This is a genomic window from Aquimarina macrocephali JAMB N27 (assembly GCF_000520995.1).
Lineage (GTDB): Bacteria > Bacteroidota > Bacteroidia > Flavobacteriales > Flavobacteriaceae > Aquimarina > Aquimarina macrocephali.
Genome location: NZ_JACA01000013.1, coordinates 161,306 through 179,176, shown reverse-complemented (window position 1 = coordinate 179,176; position 17,871 = coordinate 161,306). Strand labels below are relative to the sequence as shown.

Below are 17,871 nucleotides of genomic sequence, written 5' to 3'. Positions count from 1 at the left end.
CATTAAAATGTCAACCAAGCTTTCAACTATAACAACACAGTATCGAAGATTTACAAAAAATCAGGTGCTTACAGAAGGACACCTTAATGAGATCGTAGACTTTTTTGATGATCAAGATCGCTTAAGCAGAATTTGCCTTAGCGGTGTTGGAATTGTCTGTGGATTTAAGGTGTCGTGTGATGAGGTAGATAATACAATTTCTATTTCTCAAGGAGCCGGAGTCACTACCGATGGTGATCTTTTTCATCTGTATCAAATTGATCAGGTGGAAGGGACAAAAATCATGAATATTGAGGCCAAAGAATATACACATTATAAAGTCTACAATAATGAGAAGGCAAATTATACACCATTTTTCTATGATGGAGATAATCAGCTAGAGATTTTTGAACTACTTACAGTAGAACAAGCTGAGATAGAAAACGATGATCATTTTGTACTTAGTGCGCTTCAAGGTAATACTGGCTTGGCAGTAAAAGAAGGAGTGGTATTACTATATCTTGAACAATACGAAAAAGAACTTGATCTATGTGTTAGTCTATCTTGTGATAATCAAGGACAAGAAATGATCGGTAACTATAAAGCTTTATTAGTGAGCAAGACAGTTGCAGAACAGATTAATGATGATGACCCTATTATAAGTAAAACTAATTTCTCGAATTTGTTTCATCAGTTGCCTGATGTAAGAGCTAATCGAGTAGTATGTCAACCAGAGAATTTTATACATTACAGAGAGCTTCAAAGAAGTTTTACTAACAGATTGTATCGGAATAATGTAGTTGGTGATCTTAGGCTTGGTTTTCAGACCTTATTAACTGCAATGCAAATGCCGATATTATTAGGGGCTATAGAAAATAATCTAGAGGCCTTATATTCATTTCCTGAAAATGATGTTCCACCTGATTTTCAATATAGGCATGACTTATTTAAAGATGTTGTGGATACCTACAATGAAATTAAGGAACTTCTATTTAATATGGATTGCACTTCTTGCTGTCCGGATATTATGTCGTTCCCTAAACATCTTATGCTTGGTGAGGTTGAAAAAACAGGACCGTGTTATGAATATAGACATGGTTTTTACAAATCGCCATTACTAACTGATCAAAACGTAAGTACTTGTTCAGATTGTCTTACGGCAGATGGATTAGTACAACCAGGAAATGATACTACATTAGAAGAATTTATTATCGATCTTGAAGGTAACGAGATTGACATGTGTTATGGTGAGAACTCTGATGAGCAACGATTACATAGTCTTATAAAAAGAGCAGTTCAATTGCTGGCAAATTACAATGCCAATTATACATTTATAAAGATTACACCTTCTTTTGATCTTGGTAAACTTAGTAAAAAAGCGATACCTTTTTACAATAATGTTGGTGAACACCTTATTCAATTATGGGATTATGATAAAACTGTTCTAGGTAAGCATAGAGATAATCTAGGTTATCACAGAGATCTATTAAACACAAAACGTCCATTAGAGATCTGCATGGATCACGACTTTTATAGAATCGAAGGACATCAGGGGCGAAACTATACGGATGCATTACAGATAATACAGGATATCAGGCGTGAGCATGGCTTGGGATTCAATGTTGTGGTATTAAAAATTAATGAATCTAATGCCCAAGAGTTTGTTGAAAATTATACTTCATTTTATTTGAATAAGAATCATGGATTTGAACATAAAGGAGGGGTAGCACCTGGAGGTACATTTATAATGGTCTATATAGAAGGTGAATTTACATCTTATCCGTATCCTTATGGATATGGCTATCCTTATCCTTATCCTGGGCCATCGTTAGCAGGTGATTTTGAAGGTGATGGAGATGGAGAAGGAATTGAGGTTCTTAATCCCGTAATCGCCGATTTCACATTACCTTATATGTGTTGTGATGAAAACTTTATCACACTCAGCTTACCTACCCAAGAACTTTGTTTTGATGAAACTACGGTACCATTACCATTCCATATAACGCCAACAGGAGGGTATGTAGAAGCACAAGTTCCAATTGGGCTTAACGGAGGAGTTACTAAGAATCAATTTGGCGAGTTTGTTTTTGATCCTAATCTTGTCAGCGAAGAGTTGATTGGAGAGACAATCACATTTACCGTAAACAATTTTGCCACCGAATGTGAGATTGTTATTACTAGAAGACCAGAGTTTGGAATTGAAGTAGATAATATCTCAGAGCCAACCGAAGACAATCAGATAACGGTAACCTTCAATATTATAGGAGACAATCTTGAAGAAAATTTAGGATATACTTGGGATTTTGGAGATGGATCAAATCAGGTTCAATCAACAGAAACAACTGTGGAGCATACCTATCAATTCGCAATTTCAGCAGTGTTTACATTTACAGTTGTTGTGCAAGGAGGATTAAATGATTGTGCGAACCGCGAAGAATTAGAAGTCATTATCGAAGTTCCAGAAGAAATTTTAGTAACCATTGAGTCTAATACAATTTGTAGGGGAGATGATGTATTTTATCCTTTTACTGTTCAACCAGAGGAAGCACAAGTAGCAATTACAGGGCAAGGAGTATCTTTTAGAAATGATCGTTTCGTATTTAGAGCTACTGATGTACCAGCTTCAGTGAGCTCTGTTCCTATTCTGGTTAATGGAGGATCTTCTGGAATAATAATTACTATACAAGAACAACCATCAGCTCAGTTCACTCATTTGATTGAAGAGAATACCCTAGTATTAACTAATAACTCTCAAAATGCAGCTCGATATCTCTGGAGTGTTGCAGGAGAAGAAATCGAACGCTCAAACCGATCACAGGTAAGACGGTCACTTGATCTTTACGAAGGAACTTCAATTCAGGTATCTCTTAACGCCATAAGTGAATTCTGTGGAGAACGACAAGATGGACCAAGAACGATAATTATTAGAGATGGTGAGGGAGCATTAAACTGTATCAATACAGTAACTAATTTTGTTAGATCCTCAATCATACAACTTGAAAATGTTCGTAATTCTGATAGTATCGAGGAATTTAGTTCAGAAACGATTTCCACCGTTGAGAGAATAGCAGAACTTCTGGATCAGGTAAGCCAAGATATTGAAGCTTTTACAGTTGGAAATCATAACAATTTATTACTCGAAATGTTTGAGCAGGCCACCTTCATTGGTCTGGTCGAAGGGCTTAGAAATTCAAATACAGAAGAAGAATTAACCGCAATAAGAGTAATAACTCAAGTATATACTCAATTATTTTATAATATTTTAAGATGTCAAGGTTCAGAAATGATTGAATCTATTATAGAACCAATTGGTTCTATACACAATCTTATCAACACAACTTTTGAAGAGTTTAGACAATTAGAATTTAACCCAGACTTAGATGATACGCTTAAAGAATTTCTAGAAAACGTAAAAGAAGCCTTCCAGGAATCAACATTTTTAATAAGTCAGATAGATCAACTACTAGATACTTTAGGGCGTGGATAACTTAAATAAACATATCATCAATAAAGTTTTTATTGAAGTAAAGACTGATTCTAAGGAAAAAGCATATTACTTTAAAGACAATATTGATATGTTTATTAAAGAACATGTATTACCTCGTTTAATGACATCTTTTGATGATTTGGGAGATGAAAATCCAGATCATTTTATGCAGTTAGAACGATTAGATATTGAGCTTTCCATTAAACCAAAACAAGATCTGAAAGGGTTAGATGAAAATATCGTTAATCAGATTCTTAAGAAAATAAAAAAACTTAAAGAAGAAAACCCGTACAAAACTAATAAAGAAGATGCTTTAAAATTGGTTAAAAGTGATGAAAGACAATTTGAAAAGTTACTTCATTTTTTAGATAACGGCACAAATAGTTGGTTTAATGGTTCGGAGAAGCTATTGAACTTTAATGAAAACATATCCATATTTCAGGATAAAAAGATGATTCAAAAACTCATAGCTGTTCTTGAAAATCCTCTTTCACGAAAAAGGCTCATTTTACAGTTTACTGACGAAGAAATTCAAAAGATTTTTAATCATTTTATAACAAATAATCAATCTGAAAAAGAAACATCACTGAGGCCAGAGATGATGGCCAAAGAAGTAATTTTAAAAGGAAATATAGGTGGCAAAAAGTTCACACTAAAAGAAAGGTTTCTTATTTGGGATATTGTATTTGATGTACTTATAGAAGTGGTTGATATGTCAAAAATTTCCAATAAGTTCACCCAATTAGTATTAGAAACTACAAGATGGGAAATAGGTAAAAATAGAAGATATATAAAAACCTATTTTTTTGAATTACTTAAGGTAACACCAGCGTTAACAATAATCCAGAATTTACCAAAAGAAATTAAGAAAATATCCCAAGTATTAGATTCTTATCAAGATAATATAGCTCAATCTAGTGAGAAACATATGGATCAGGAAACTTCAATAGTTTTCAAAAACACACAAAAAGGAAACGAGGACAAACTAGATGCTACTTATTTTAATCTTATGAAATCAGAAGAAATGGACTACAATACGGATGACAGTCTTGATATACCCGAAGATTTTGAAGATGTATATGTAAACCATGCTGGTCTTGTACTTGTACATCCGTTTCTAAGCCAGTTTTTTAAGAATTGTGGAGTAATTAATGAACAAAATGGGTTTTTAGATAAAGAAAAAGCAGTGCATATATTGCACTATCTTGCTACAGGAAAGGAACAACAGCTTGAAAATAATATGGTGTTCGAAAAATTTCTATGTAACCTTCCTTCAAAATATCCAATCAATCGTTTTGTACCACTCGAGAATAAAGTGAAAAATCATGTGGATGAAATGCTAACGTCGCTTATCGAGCATTGGGAGGTAATGAAAAATTCATCTAAGGATTTATTGCGAAACGAATTTTTGAAACGTCCTGGAAAATTGATACTTACAGAAGACCGACCTCGACTTATTTTAGAAAGAAAAACTCAAGATATACTGTTAGACAAAATCCCGTGGAATATATCTATGATAAAACTCCCTTGGAAAAATAAAATCATTTTTGTGGATTGGTAAAATAAAAACCTATGCAATTAGAGGTAGAAGACATAACATACGAAGAAAAAGATAGAGCTAATATTTTTTTAGAACAACAAGAAGTGTTCAAACAGATTTTTGAATTATTAGATTGTTCTAAGATAGCTTTTGTTGGAGGTGTAGCGGATTATATAAACCTGCGGTCTTATTATGATATGCCAGTCCATGATTTGGATATTATATATCAGGATGAAGAAGACCTAGTTTCTGTTATAGAGAAATATAACTTAATAAGACATGGAATTAATTTTTATAACATAAATGAATCTAAAGAGGTGCTGGTTTCTGAGATATTCATAAATAATAAGAGAGTCCATATTGATTATTTTAAACGAAACTTTGCCATGATAGAATTAAAGGAGTCGTATCTCCTTGGGCGTAAGGTTCTACATTGTTCTTTTAGTGAAATGATGAAATTTCATAATGATCATATCCCTCTTTTGACTTCTCAAGCGATGGGATCAAATTATGAATGGAGAAGACTCTACAAGCATAGCAAAAAAGCATCACTATATAATAATGTTTGCTACCTGAAGGAAAAAGAACTTCAGCTGTTAAGAAAGTAAATTATGAATCAAGAACCTAGAATAATATTTAGTTTAAATACAGCTCCTATAGCAAATAATCGATGGAATATGGGAGATAGATTTATAGAAACCATTTATATGACTGCTTTGAGCATATTGTATTGTCATTTATGGTATGAAGATATAGAATTATATGTAGATGATATGGCATATAAGTTTTTATATATGTTGCCTTGTAGAGTAACAAAAATGCCTTTTACACATGATAAAGAATTATGGTCTGCATCAAAAATAAAAGCGATTCAACTGCAGACCAAACCTTTTGTTCATCTGGACACGGATGTTTTTATTAAAAATAAAATAGACTTCAATTTTGATAAAGTATTATTAGAAAGGAAAGAAGGAGGGTATATGATACATTATAAAAAGCAAATTGAGTTTTTTAATCAATTTACTGATAACCTACCTTTTTGGAATAAAGATTTAGGACACTCTTTTAGTTGTGGAGTATTGGGTTTTAAAGATCTTTCTCTACGCAATAGATTTATCCAAGCATATTTTGAGTTAGAAGATATTTATATTAAGGTTAAACATCAATTTAGTCCTTTGAAAAAGAAAGGATACGAACCAGTTATTCTGATAGAACAATATACACTTGCCTGTATGCTGGACTACGAGAACATTAAACCATCATTGCTGCTTAGTGGAAGAAGTATTAAAGAACATTCTAAGCAAGCTGAAGAAATCGGTTATAGTCATCTTTTTGGGGTAACAAAGTATAAGAAAAACATTATACAAGAAATAGAGTACAGATTGTTTAAAATCTTTCCATACTGGTATGATCAGGTTAAAACAGCCTTAGAAAAACAAAAAATAGTTCAAAAAAAATACTCCAATAATCAAGTAGTTTAAACACTATTTGATAATGTCTGAACTTAAAATAATAGAATCATGAGATTACAAAGGAGAAGAAAATCGAGCCCCAAACTACAGCAGGAAAAACCCTTTATTCAACCAAAGCTTAAGGTTGGGAAACCAGGAGATAAGCATGAGGTAGAAGCCGATCAAATGGCCGATCAAGTGGTTAACAATGCTAATGATTCTGGAAGTGCCGTTCAGAAAAAAGAAGCCATGGAAGAAGATAAGGTGCAAGCTAGTATGTTTAAAGATAAGAGTGAGGGAACAGTAAGAAGAAAAGAAGAAGAGGAACCAGTGCAAGCAATGGAAGAGGAAGAACCTGTTCAGAAACAGGAAGAAGAGGAGCCAGTACAAGCTATGGAAGAGGAAGAACCTGTTCAGAAACAGGAAGAAGAAGAACCAGTTCAGAAGATGGAAGAGGAAGAACCAGTTCAGAAGATGGAAGAGGAAGAACCAGTTCAAAAGATGGAAGGGGAAGAGCCAGTTCAGAAAAAAGAAAATATGCAATCTGGTAATGACAACATTGAATCCAGATTAAAAAGCAGAAAAGGTAAGGGGGTAAAGCTGGCGGGAGATATAAAAAAGGAAATGGAATCCGGTTTTGGAGCTGATTTTAGTGCCGTAAACATACATACAGATGCCGAAGCAGTACAAATGAGCGAGGCTTTGGGGGCACAAGCTTTTACCCATGGGAATGATGTTTATTTTAATGAAGGGAAGTATAATCCAAATTCTAAAGGTGGTAAACATCTATTAGCTCATGAACTTACGCATACTATTCAGCAAAAAGGGAAAGTAAAAAAGAACATACAGAAGCATTGGAAAAAAAACCAAAACCATAGTGTTGTAAACAGTAGAAAAGTAAAAGTTGATATTGACTTGGATTTTAAAGGTGCTGTGCTAAACAATAGTAGCAATACGACTCTTAATACTGCTGGATTGGCAAATGCAGCAAAAACTCAAATTGAAAGTAGCTTTAAAGGAAATATGACGAAAAGTATGTTGGGATTAGAGTTTGAGTATAATATAAAAACCACTGCAAATATTAGGGTTATTAGTAAGTTGACCGATCTTCAGTTTACTAAAGAGCACCTGTTTGTGATATTGGATGATTCCAATCCAATAATAAATGGCTACAGAGGAATTGGACCATTTTACGGAACAATAGTATATCTGAATGAAGGATCTGTTGGAGAAATGATTTCTGGAGCCAATCAAAAAACCATTCCACATGAAGTAGGTCATACTTCTGGATTAAAACATCTCATAGAAGAAAGTGAAGAGTCATCTATATTCGGAAAAGTAGTGAAAGAACTGCATGGAAAAATGAATCAAGACAATTTGATGTGGAGAGGAGGAGGTCATCCCACTTATAACACTCCATCAGAAAAACAAAACCTTACACAAGTTAATAAGGACCAAATGGCAACATTAATAGACAATATAAATAAAGGAAAATTAAATCAACTCAACTTTTTTGAATTCATGAATATCATAAAATAGAAAGAATCAGTAAAAAGGAGACATGTCTAACCATGTAAATTTTAAAATTATGAAAACATTATCAGATGATTTATACGTATACGAATTAGTATTGTTAGGCTTGGGAGTACTACTGTTTTTTATACTTAGTGTTGGACTTGTGTATTATATAGTTAAGAAAGAAGAAATCAAAAAATTATTATTCTTTTTTCCAATTTCAATTATAATGATTGGATATCCAAGTATTCAGGAGTTTACAATTTCTAAGGATAAAATAGCCTTTACTAAACATCAGAATGAGGTGATGAAAAATCCTAAAGATTCGGTAGCAAGACAAAAGTTTTCAGAGGTTACAGAAAAGTTAGAAAAACGTGCAAAAACTGCAGAAGACATAGTTCGAATAAGTGAAGCTAAACTATTATTAGGAAACTCAGAAGAAGCAATTGAATATGCAGATAAAGCTATTCAAGAACAAGAAAAGGAAAGATTAGAAAGAGAAATAACAAGTTCAGAGGTTCTTGATCGTACGCAAATAAGTACAACTACAAAAGCAATTCAGTTGAAGAATTTAGCAAAAATTCAGAACATAAATGTAAAAGAAGTAGATAAAAATGCTCTTCAAAATCAAATAAGAAATATAGAAGTTTCCAAGGATCTGGAGGCTGTAAAGAAAGTAGTCGCAAAAAAAACATTACAAAAATATCGGAGAAGTAATAATTAAAATTTAGACAAAACATTTTTATAATATATGTTTCGATCTGCATCGGTAAATACAGCAAGCGCTAAATCAGGTAATTCTTCCTTATTTCAAAAAGATAAGAATGAAGAAGGGTTTGTGCAACCTAAACTTACCGTTGGTAAACCCAATGATAAGTATGAAGTTGAGGCAGATAGAGTTGCAGATCAAGTGGTGGCAAAAACGTCAGAATCGACTACTCCTTTCTTTAGTCCGGCTCCTTTTGTACAACGCCAAACAGATGAAAAAGAAGGTGATGTTCAACAAAAACCGATTGCAGAAAGCATTACCCCGGCAGTTTTAAGACAACCTGAAGAAGAAACAGCACAAAAGAGCATAGAAGTCCAAAATAAGGGAGGAGTAAGTGATGGAGTATCTATGAAACCATCAGATCACTCGTCAACTAATTTTGATACGCAAAAACAGGAAGAAGAGGTTCAGGAAAAAGAAGAGGAAGAGGTTTCAGAAGTACAACATAAAAGTAAAATACTTCAAAGAAAAGAAATAGGTGTGCCTACTGTAACCAATACAATTGAATCCAGGATTCAAAGAGCTTCAGACAATGGTAAACCCATGAATAAATCGGTTAAAGGTTCTATGGAATCTGGTTTTGGAACAGATTTTTCTGGAGTTAAAGTTCATACAGATAGCGAATCTTCTAGTCTTAATAAGCAGATGAGTTCCAAAGCTTTCACCTATAAAAATAATGTCTTCTTTGGCGAGAATCAATATCAACCTGAGACTAAAGAAGGTAAACATTTGATCGCTCATGAGCTTACTCACGTGGTACAACAAGGACATGCTCAGAAAGGGGAAAATGCAGTTGCTACAGAAACTGTTCAACCTAAGGTACAACGATTAGGGATTAGTGATGCGCTTGATTATTTTGCAGATGCAGCACATAATATCCCTGGTTTTAGAATGTTCACTATTATTTTAGGGATCAACCCGATTAATATGAGTAGTGTGGATCGAAGTGCGGCCAATATTATGCGAGCTATTGTCGAGTTCTTACCTGGAGGAAACCTGATCACCAGAGTATTGGATAAATACAATGTATTTACCGATGCTGCAGAATTAATGAATCAAAAAATAGAAGCGTTAAATCTATCTGGAGCATCTATAAAAAAGGATATTGACGATTTTCTGGATGATCTTGGTTGGAGCGATATTTTTAATCTTGGCGGTGTCTGGCGTGACGCCATGGGGATCATCTCTAGACCTATAAATGCAGTAATTGAAATTGGTAAAAGTGCATTGTCATTTATATGGGATATTGTTAGAAAAGCTATCCTAACTCCATTAGCTGTCCTAGCACAAAATACTGACGGATATGACCTATTAAAAGCTTTGATAGGTGAAGATCCGATTACTAAAGAAGCCTATCCACCAACTGCCGAAAATCTGATAGGCGGATTTATGAAATTTATTGGCCAGGAAGAAATCTGGACCAATATACAACAAGGAAATGCTGTTGGTCGAGCATGGGTTTGGTTTCAGCAAACAATGTCAGGAATCAAAGCAATTATGTCTGCAATTCCTGGTACCATTATTACTACAATTAAGTCTCTTACCTGGGAAGACATCATTATACTTCCGAATGCCTTTATCAAAATAGGAAAGGCCTTTGCCAGTATCGCCGGTAGTTTTTTAAGTTTTGGGCTTTCAACGGTTATAGAACTTCTAAAAATACTATTTAGTGTAGTAGCACCAGGAGTATTAGTATATATAGAAAAAGCACAAGGAGCGTTTAATCAAATACTAGAAAATCCAATTGGGTTTGTAGGTAATCTGATCAACGCAGCTAAACTTGGATTTAACAAATTTGCACGAAACATTGGTAAGCATCTTAAAAATAGTCTATTGGATTGGTTGTTGGGATCTTTGGCTGGAGCTGGTATTTATATTCCTCAGGCGCTCAGCTTTCAGGAGATTATCAAGTTTGTATTATCTGTATTAGGGCTTACTTGGGAGAATCTGAGAGCCAAATTAGTGGAGCAATTAGGTGAACCTGCAGTGGTAGCATTAGAGACAGGATTCGAATTAGTAAAAATCCTGGTAACAGAAGGACCAGCCGCTGCTTGGGAGAAGATCATGGAGCATCTTAGCAATTTACAAGAGATGATTATTTCGGAGATCAGTCAGTTTGTAATTGTAAAAGTTGTGCAAAAAGCGGTAACCAAGCTTGTAACCATGCTAAACCCTGCAGGAGCAGTGATTCAAGCAATTATTGCTATATATGATACCGTTACATTCCTGATCGAAAAACTACAAAAAATAGCAAGTGTAGCGGCGGCTATTATAGATTCAATTGCAGCCATTGCAAATGGCGTCATTACACAAGCAGCTGCCAAAGTAGAAAGTACATTGGCTGGAATGTTAACCTTAGCTGTCAACTTTTTAGCAAAATTTACGGGATTAGATAAGGTCTCTGAAAAGATTATAGAAATCGTAGAAAAAATCAGAGAACCGATCGATACTGCCATGACCAATGTCGTTACTTGGGTTGTGACTACAGCTAAAAACTTCCTTAAGAAAATATTAGGTGGAGGAGATGAAGGAGAAAACCCTGAAGATAATGATGGTGTTGTTGGAGATGGAGAAATTGGTCAAGAAGTTACATTTAGTGATGGAGAAGAAGGGCATAAATTATGGGTTGAAGATGGAGGGTCTCCTGTGTTGAAAGTAGCTAGTGCTAATCCTAAAGCGGTGGGTGATAAGTTAAGTGAATGGAGTAATGCAATTAAGGATAAAAATTTCGAAGACAATAAAGAAACAGAAGTCAAAGGATGGATAAGTAGTGCACAAGGTTTAGTTACTGCAATAGATCAGTTGATTGCAACATATCAACAACAGGAAGCAACGGCAACACCTGAAAATGATGCTCCCGTAGAAGCAACAGATACCAATATAGAAAATAAACAAACTGAGCTTAAAGGGTTGCTTCAGAAATTGTTTAGTGCTTTTAATGAAGAAAATACCTTAACGGTAGAAGTATCGGAAAATGATAAGATTAAAGCTCCGTACAAAGGGAGTAAGAAGTTTAGAGCAGTGGTTAAGAAAGTGGATGACAGTAATGAAGATCCAGAAAAAAATAAGGTAGAACATCAATTTAATTGGGATAAATTGAAAGAGAGAAATCAAAACAATACTTTCCCGGATTTTAATAGTAAATGGGATTCTAAAGAAATAGAACCTGATACAGGTGGAACCAGCGAACATAGTGATTACAAACCACAAAATATTGTGCCGTCAGTAGAAGGTGATTCATTTGTGTTGAACTATGATTATGGCCCTGAAGGATTAGGTAAAGATGAACTCGAAAGTATAGAGGTTAAAATGAAGATTGATAATGTCTCTGAGAGAAAAATAAATCACTCCGTGACCGGAAGGAATTTAGGTATTAAAGCTTCTGGTTCCAGAGGGAGAACCGATAGTGCCGGAAAATTAATGAGGGAAGGTGTAGATACTACCAATTTGCCTCAAATGAATTCTGCTCATATTATAGCCGACTGGTTCCAGGGTAGTGGATATAAACAAGGATTAAATTTAATACTCACCAGTGATACTTATAACCAAACAACTATGGCTGGTGCCGAATCAAAAATTGTCGCTGGGATTCAAAAAATACAATCAAAACAAGAACCATTATTGATTACCTTTGACTTACAGGTAACAGCAGTTTATGAAGCTACCAGTGATGATAAAGTGGTAGAAACTCTTAAAGGCCTGAAATCTGATATGACAGCAGAAGCTTTAGCAGAGATGCATCAGGCTTTAGCAGGAGACCAGGATCCTAGACGATGTGAAAGCGTAACCTATGACGTATTAACGGTTAAAGCAGGAGGTGTTGTAGTACCACATAGTATTATTGTACCACCCTTAGGACCAGATGTTAATTTGTAAAATAAATAGTATATAAATGAAGGAAATTGAAGAATTTTTAAACCATTTTTTCGAAGAAGAACAAAAAATTTTGAATGCTTATTTAAAGCCCAATCTTGAAAATTATAACAACACTATTGACAATATTGCAAGATTCGTTGTTAGCAAACTTGAAAATGGTTTTGGGGCAAAATTAAACTCTTTGCGAGATGATTCTTTCTATGAGAGAGTAAAGAATTTTCCGTCTCCTCAAAAACGATTTCTATTTAGAATTGACCAATATGAAACAGATAATAATGATCATTTATATCACTGTTTTGCATCAGATAGTAATCCTGATGACTGGAAAAGTTATTTAAACTCATTTGTAGTTGGCAAGGTAGGAGGTGAACTTAAAATTTTATCAATGTTTTTCTTTTCTGATAAAGGTATGGGCGGTGAAAAAAAATGGCATTTCAATGCAGGAGAAGATAAATTTATGAATAAAGAGAATGGACAATATTTGTTGAATATAGAATCATTAGGTGATCGAATCGAAATCAATAGAATTACAGAACCTTCTGATGACGCAGATAGCATGAAAGAATATAATAAAGATTAAGTATTCAACCAGAAAACACCCCATAAAAGAACCGTTGTATACCCCCGAAAAAAGTCGGGATATAGCATTAGATTTATATACAAATCCATAGTAAGATGAAAAAAACGGCATATAAAAAGGAGTTGGTAATTAGAAATACACAGCAAAGAAATGGCTCTTCGAACAGTAGAAAAGAGGTAAGGAAGATTCAATCCTGGCTAACCTTATTTAGTATTCAACATCCTAGTAGTGGTACAGCAACCAGTATTGATGGCGATTTTGGTCCTGCAACCGAAAGAGCCGTTAAGAATTTTCAACGTATAAAAGGGGTGTCAGAAAATGGCGTAGTAGATCAAGGTTTGTTTAGTGAATTGTCTGCTAACTTAAAAGATGCTTTTGAAAGACCATTACAGAGTACTGATGTTAGAAGTTTGATTGCTGAAGTGGCAGAGAATCACCTACAAAATCATCCTTTTGAATTGGTTATTAATAGACAATCTAATAGTGGTCCTTGGGTGCGGAGTTATATGGATGGAGGTGATGGAGAAGATTTTTTTTGGTGTATGGGATTTGCACAAACTATTCTTGATCAGGCTGTAAGTCATGTGGGTAAAAGATTTACTTCGTTAATGCCTTCCACATTTAGTTGTGACTCGGTAGGTAATGCCGGAATTACAAGAGGATTACTTTTTAAAAATAAAGAAATCAGAAGGAATTCTGACTTAGTAAAACCTGGAGACTTGTTTTTGATTGAAAGTAGCCCGCTGGATTGGACACATACAGGAATTATAACATCGATCCAAGGTGATGTAATTGAAACCATTGAAGGGAATACTAATTTTCAGGGCTCTAGAAATGGTGTTACTGTGCGTAAACGGATGCGTAATTATATGAGATCTAAGATAGATGTATTCTCAATCGAACCTTTAACTTAAAATACCTGTCGATGGAACATGTTTTTACAAAAAATACTACTCATTTTAATGGCAAATTTTCCTTCTTACAAGAGGTGATAGAATATCGTTTGCGACACGAGTATACCAGTGAAGAAGCTGTTTTTCCTGTTTTTGATACAATGGTGTCAGATGATTCCTCGTTTTCTCAATTTGTCAACAAACTTGATTTGTCTCAAGAAGAGATCATTATTTTATTAACAGCATTAATTCCACATGTTTCGCCCTATTTTTTTATAGATATTATTACTGATTTTTTTCCAAATGGAGGTGAACTTCCAGAATTTGGTGGTGTAAAAGGGAAAAATCATAGAGGTATTATCCCTACCGGAGAAACTATTCAATTTATGTTAGCTGGCAAGGATCTGCAAAAACGAATAGAGGTCACATCCTATTTTGAACCTACCCATCCATTCGTGAAAAAAGGCGTTCTAAGATTAGATGCTGTACCTACAGGAGAGCCAATTATGAGTGGGCGATTGATTCTGGATCAGGAATATGTAGAGCTGTTTACTACAGGGAGAATGGTAAAACCTACTCTTAGTAAAGATTTCCCTGCCGAAAGGATTGAAACGTTGCTTTCCTGGGATGATCTTGTGCTTAATACAAAAACCCTTAACCAGATAAAAGAAATTGAAACCTGGCTTCAGTATAATCATGTGGTTTTGGATGATTGGAAGATGGGAACCAGAATTAAACCTGGATATCGTGTCTTGTTTTCTGGCCCTCCGGGAACCGGAAAAACCTTAACTGCTACATTGCTAGGTAAATATACCGGTGAAGATGTATATCGTATTGATCTTTCTATGGTCGTTTCAAAATATATAGGAGAAACAGAAAAAAACCTTTCTAGACTTTTTGATAAAGCTAAAAATAAATCCTGGATACTGTTTTTTGATGAAGCGGATGCCATTTTTGGTAAAAGAACGAATGTAAGAGATGCACATGATAAGTATGCTAATCAAGAAGTATCGTACTTACTACAACGTATAGAATCCCATCCTGGATTAGTTATTTTGGCTTCTAATTTTAAAAACAACATAGATGTAGCCTTTACTCGTCGATTTCAAACAATTATAGAGTTTGAAAATCCATCTTATCAAGAACGACAGTTATTATGGCAAAAAAACCTTCCTGCCGCTATAGCTTTAGAAGAAACGGTTGCGTTAGAAGAGATTTCCAAAAAATATGCGCTTACTGGGTCGAATATCATCAATATTATACAATATACCTGTCTTAAGACCATAGCCCAAAATCATAAGGCTATCCAATTAGAAACTATTCTCGAAGGGATCAAAAAAGAATATTTGAAAGAAGGAAAAATGATTACGATCTAATACCAAATGAATTATATGGGTTGTTTTTAATGTTTATTTGGTATAAGGTGCTGGTTTAGATTAAAACCAATACCTATCTCTTCATAAAGTATCATCATATTTCTAAATGCTATAGCTACAACTTTTTTCCTTTATTATCTATCAAGGCTTCATGGTTCTAAACACCTCTTTTTACGGTTTAAAAGTAAAACTTTTGTTGGAATATTTCCTATTAAAATTGGAAATATTCCAAATAAACAAAGTAATTTTGTAGTAGCGGTTTTTTAGTAAGAATTAGTCAGTTTTAGGTTAAAAAGAAAAAGAAGTCAGTGATGAAAAACAAGAATTATGAATATGATGTTGCGCTTTCTTTTGCTGGAGAGAATAGAGCATATGTAGAAGAGGTTGCAAATAGCCTTAGGATAAGAGGAATCAAGGTGTTTTATGACCTGTTTGAAGAAACAAATTTATGGGGTAAAAACTTATATGAGTATTTGTCCGAGATTTATCAAAACAGGGCAAGATATACGGTATTATTTATATCTGGGTTTTACAATCAAAAATTATGGACAAACCATGAGAGAGCCTCTATGCAGGCAAGGGCATTTCAGGAAAGTAGAGAATATATTTTGCCAGCTAGATTTGACGATACAGAGATTCCTGGGATATTGAAAACAGTAGGGTATATCAACTTAAAAGATAGAAGCCCAGACGAATTTGCTGGGCTGATCGAGAAAAAAATAAAAAAAGATCAAGCTTTTTTGAAAGGCAAATGGTCAAAGATCTCTACCCTGATTAATCCAAAACCTTTCATTTTTACTATTAAAATGGTAAATGAAAAAGAAGAATCGATTAAAAATGCCAAAGTAGTATTAGTGGCTAATAATTCTACATATCTTGAAGGGTTTTCTGATGAAAAAGGTCTTGCACATTTTATTATTCGAACACGTAAATTGTATACGGTGCTTATTGCACATCCAGAGTATCCTGCAGTATTGTTTAAAGATATTAACCCAAAGGAAGACATAGAAGTAACTGTTGAAAAATCAAAAGGATCGGGATCTATAATCCTTAATAAATCTGGTGAAACACCAGGAGTTATGGGCCGAATAAAACCTGTGTTAAAATCAAACAACAAAATATCACTATATGCTGATAATATAGCCATCGAAGGAGGACAGCATCAACCCTATGATATTGAGTTAAATAAATCAATAACTTTGGAAGATAATGGTGGAAATAGTATACATTTAACCTTCAGATTCTTTCAAGGGAGAATCGCTTTAATCGATTATTGTAAACACAAATTATCTTAATTATGAAAAGAGTAATTATCTTTTTTAGTTTTATTTTGTTTTTGGCATGTAAAGAACAGCCAAAGGAAACAGCAGAAACACCTATTGTTGAAACTGCTAAAGAGGAAATTAAAAAACCAGAAGATAGCTTTGGAATTGTAATTCATGGTGGAGCAGGAACTATCTTGAAAAAGAACATGACTCCAGAAAAAGAAGCGGCTTACAAAGCTAAACTTGAAGAAGCAATAAAAGTAGGACATACCATTCTTAAAAATGGAGGAACAAGCCTTGAAGCAGTTGAAAAAACAATAAACGTTCTTGAGAATTCTCCATTATTTAATGCAGGTAAAGGAGCAGTATTTACTAATGATGGGACTAACGAACTGGATGCTTCTATCATGGATGGTAGTAACCTAAATGCTGGGGCAGTAGCAGGAGTTAAAACAGTTAAAAATCCAATCAATCTCGCCAGAGAAGTAATGCTTAACTCTCCTCACGTTTTATTATCAGGGAGTGGAGCCGAATTGTTTGCTAAAGAAAGAAATCTGGAGATTGTTGATCCTGCATATTTCTTTACAGAAGATAGAATGAAATCGCTGGAGAGAGTAAAAGAAAAATTAAAAAACAAAGAAGCTAATAAAACAACCGCTTTTTATGATCCGTTTATAAAAGATTCTAAGTTCGGAACGGTAGGTTGTGCAGCATTAGATAAAAATGGAAATTTGGCAGCAGGAACCTCTACAGGTGGGATGACCAATAAAAAATGGAATCGTATAGGAGATTCACCAATTATTGGTGCAGGAACATATGCCAATAATGCTACCTGCGCAGTATCAAGTACAGGATGGGGAGAATATTTTATACGAGCGATGGTAGCACATGATATTTCTGCATTAATGGAATATAAAGGGCTTTCTCTTCAGGAAGCAGCAAAAGAGGTGATACAGAAAAAACTAACTGATCTTGGAGGTACAGGAGGGATCGTAGCAATTGATAATAAGGGAAATGTAACGATGGAATTTAATACTGCAGGAATGTATCGTGCCACAATGAATGCTACAGGAGAGCTTACTATAGGAATTTATAAAGAGAAAGAGTAGAATATACTTGTTAATATTCAGTCTATAAATA

12 protein-coding genes are annotated in these 17,871 nt (G+C 34.3%); all 12 read left to right on the top strand.

Annotated features, from left to right (window positions below):
• Window positions 1-7: 7 nt before the first annotated feature.
• The 12 genes from Z054_RS0110210 to Z054_RS0110155 all read left to right on the top strand — a co-directional run bounded on the left by Z054_RS0110210 (window position 8) and on the right by Z054_RS0110155 (window position 17,840).
• Window positions 8-3,466 (top strand): PKD domain-containing protein, encoded by a 3,459-nt coding sequence (locus Z054_RS0110210; protein ID WP_024769969.1) that lies wholly within the window; start codon window positions 8-10, stop codon window positions 3,464-3,466.
• A complete protein-coding gene (locus Z054_RS30100) occupies window positions 3,459-5,027 on the top strand; it encodes a contractile injection system tape measure protein (RefSeq protein ID WP_024769968.1) in 1,569 nt (522 codons plus the stop codon). The genes Z054_RS0110210 and Z054_RS30100 overlap by 8 nt, the downstream gene beginning before the upstream one ends.
• Before the next feature lie 11 nt (window positions 5,028-5,038).
• Window positions 5,039-5,614: a hypothetical protein gene (locus tag Z054_RS28230; protein WP_035091343.1), complete on the top strand. Its 576-nt coding sequence runs from the start codon at window positions 5,039-5,041 to the stop codon at window positions 5,612-5,614.
• Window positions 5,615-5,617: 3 nt separating this feature from the next.
• A complete protein-coding gene (locus tag Z054_RS0110195; protein ID WP_024769967.1) occupies window positions 5,618-6,487 on the top strand; it encodes a DUF6734 family protein in 870 nt (289 codons plus the stop codon).
• Window positions 6,488-6,526: 39 nt separating this feature from the next.
• A complete protein-coding gene (locus Z054_RS30095; protein WP_024769966.1) occupies window positions 6,527-7,996 on the top strand; it encodes an eCIS core domain-containing protein in 1,470 nt (489 codons plus the stop codon).
• Window positions 7,997-8,045: 49 nt separating this feature from the next.
• Window positions 8,046-8,696: a hypothetical protein gene (locus Z054_RS0110185; protein ID WP_024769965.1), complete on the top strand. Its 651-nt coding sequence runs from the start codon at window positions 8,046-8,048 to the stop codon at window positions 8,694-8,696.
• Window positions 8,697-8,723: 27 nt separating this feature from the next.
• Complete coding sequence (locus Z054_RS30090; RefSeq protein WP_024769964.1) at window positions 8,724-12,617, top strand: eCIS core domain-containing protein; 3,894 nt, start codon at window positions 8,724-8,726, stop codon at window positions 12,615-12,617.
• A 16-nt stretch (window positions 12,618-12,633) separates the two neighbouring features.
• On the top strand, window positions 12,634-13,197 hold the full coding sequence (locus Z054_RS0110175) for a hypothetical protein (RefSeq protein ID WP_024769963.1): 564 nt from the start codon (window positions 12,634-12,636) through the stop codon (window positions 13,195-13,197).
• Between the two features lie 95 nt (window positions 13,198-13,292).
• Window positions 13,293-14,111 (top strand): peptidoglycan-binding domain-containing protein, encoded by an 819-nt coding sequence (locus tag Z054_RS0110170; protein WP_024769962.1) that lies wholly within the window; start codon window positions 13,293-13,295, stop codon window positions 14,109-14,111.
• Between the two features lie 11 nt (window positions 14,112-14,122).
• The gene (locus Z054_RS0110165) at window positions 14,123-15,466 is read left to right on the top strand and encodes an ATP-binding protein (protein WP_024769961.1); all 1,344 of its coding nucleotides are present in this window, start codon (window positions 14,123-14,125) and stop codon (window positions 15,464-15,466) included.
• A 311-nt stretch (window positions 15,467-15,777) separates the two neighbouring features.
• Window positions 15,778-16,761 (top strand): toll/interleukin-1 receptor domain-containing protein, encoded by a 984-nt coding sequence (locus tag Z054_RS0110160; RefSeq protein ID WP_024769960.1) that lies wholly within the window; start codon window positions 15,778-15,780, stop codon window positions 16,759-16,761.
• Between the two features lie 2 nt (window positions 16,762-16,763).
• Entirely contained in the window at window positions 16,764-17,840 is a 1,077-nt protein-coding gene (locus Z054_RS0110155; protein ID WP_024769959.1) for an isoaspartyl peptidase/L-asparaginase family protein, read from the top strand.
• The last annotated feature ends 31 nt before the right edge of the window (window positions 17,841-17,871 follow it).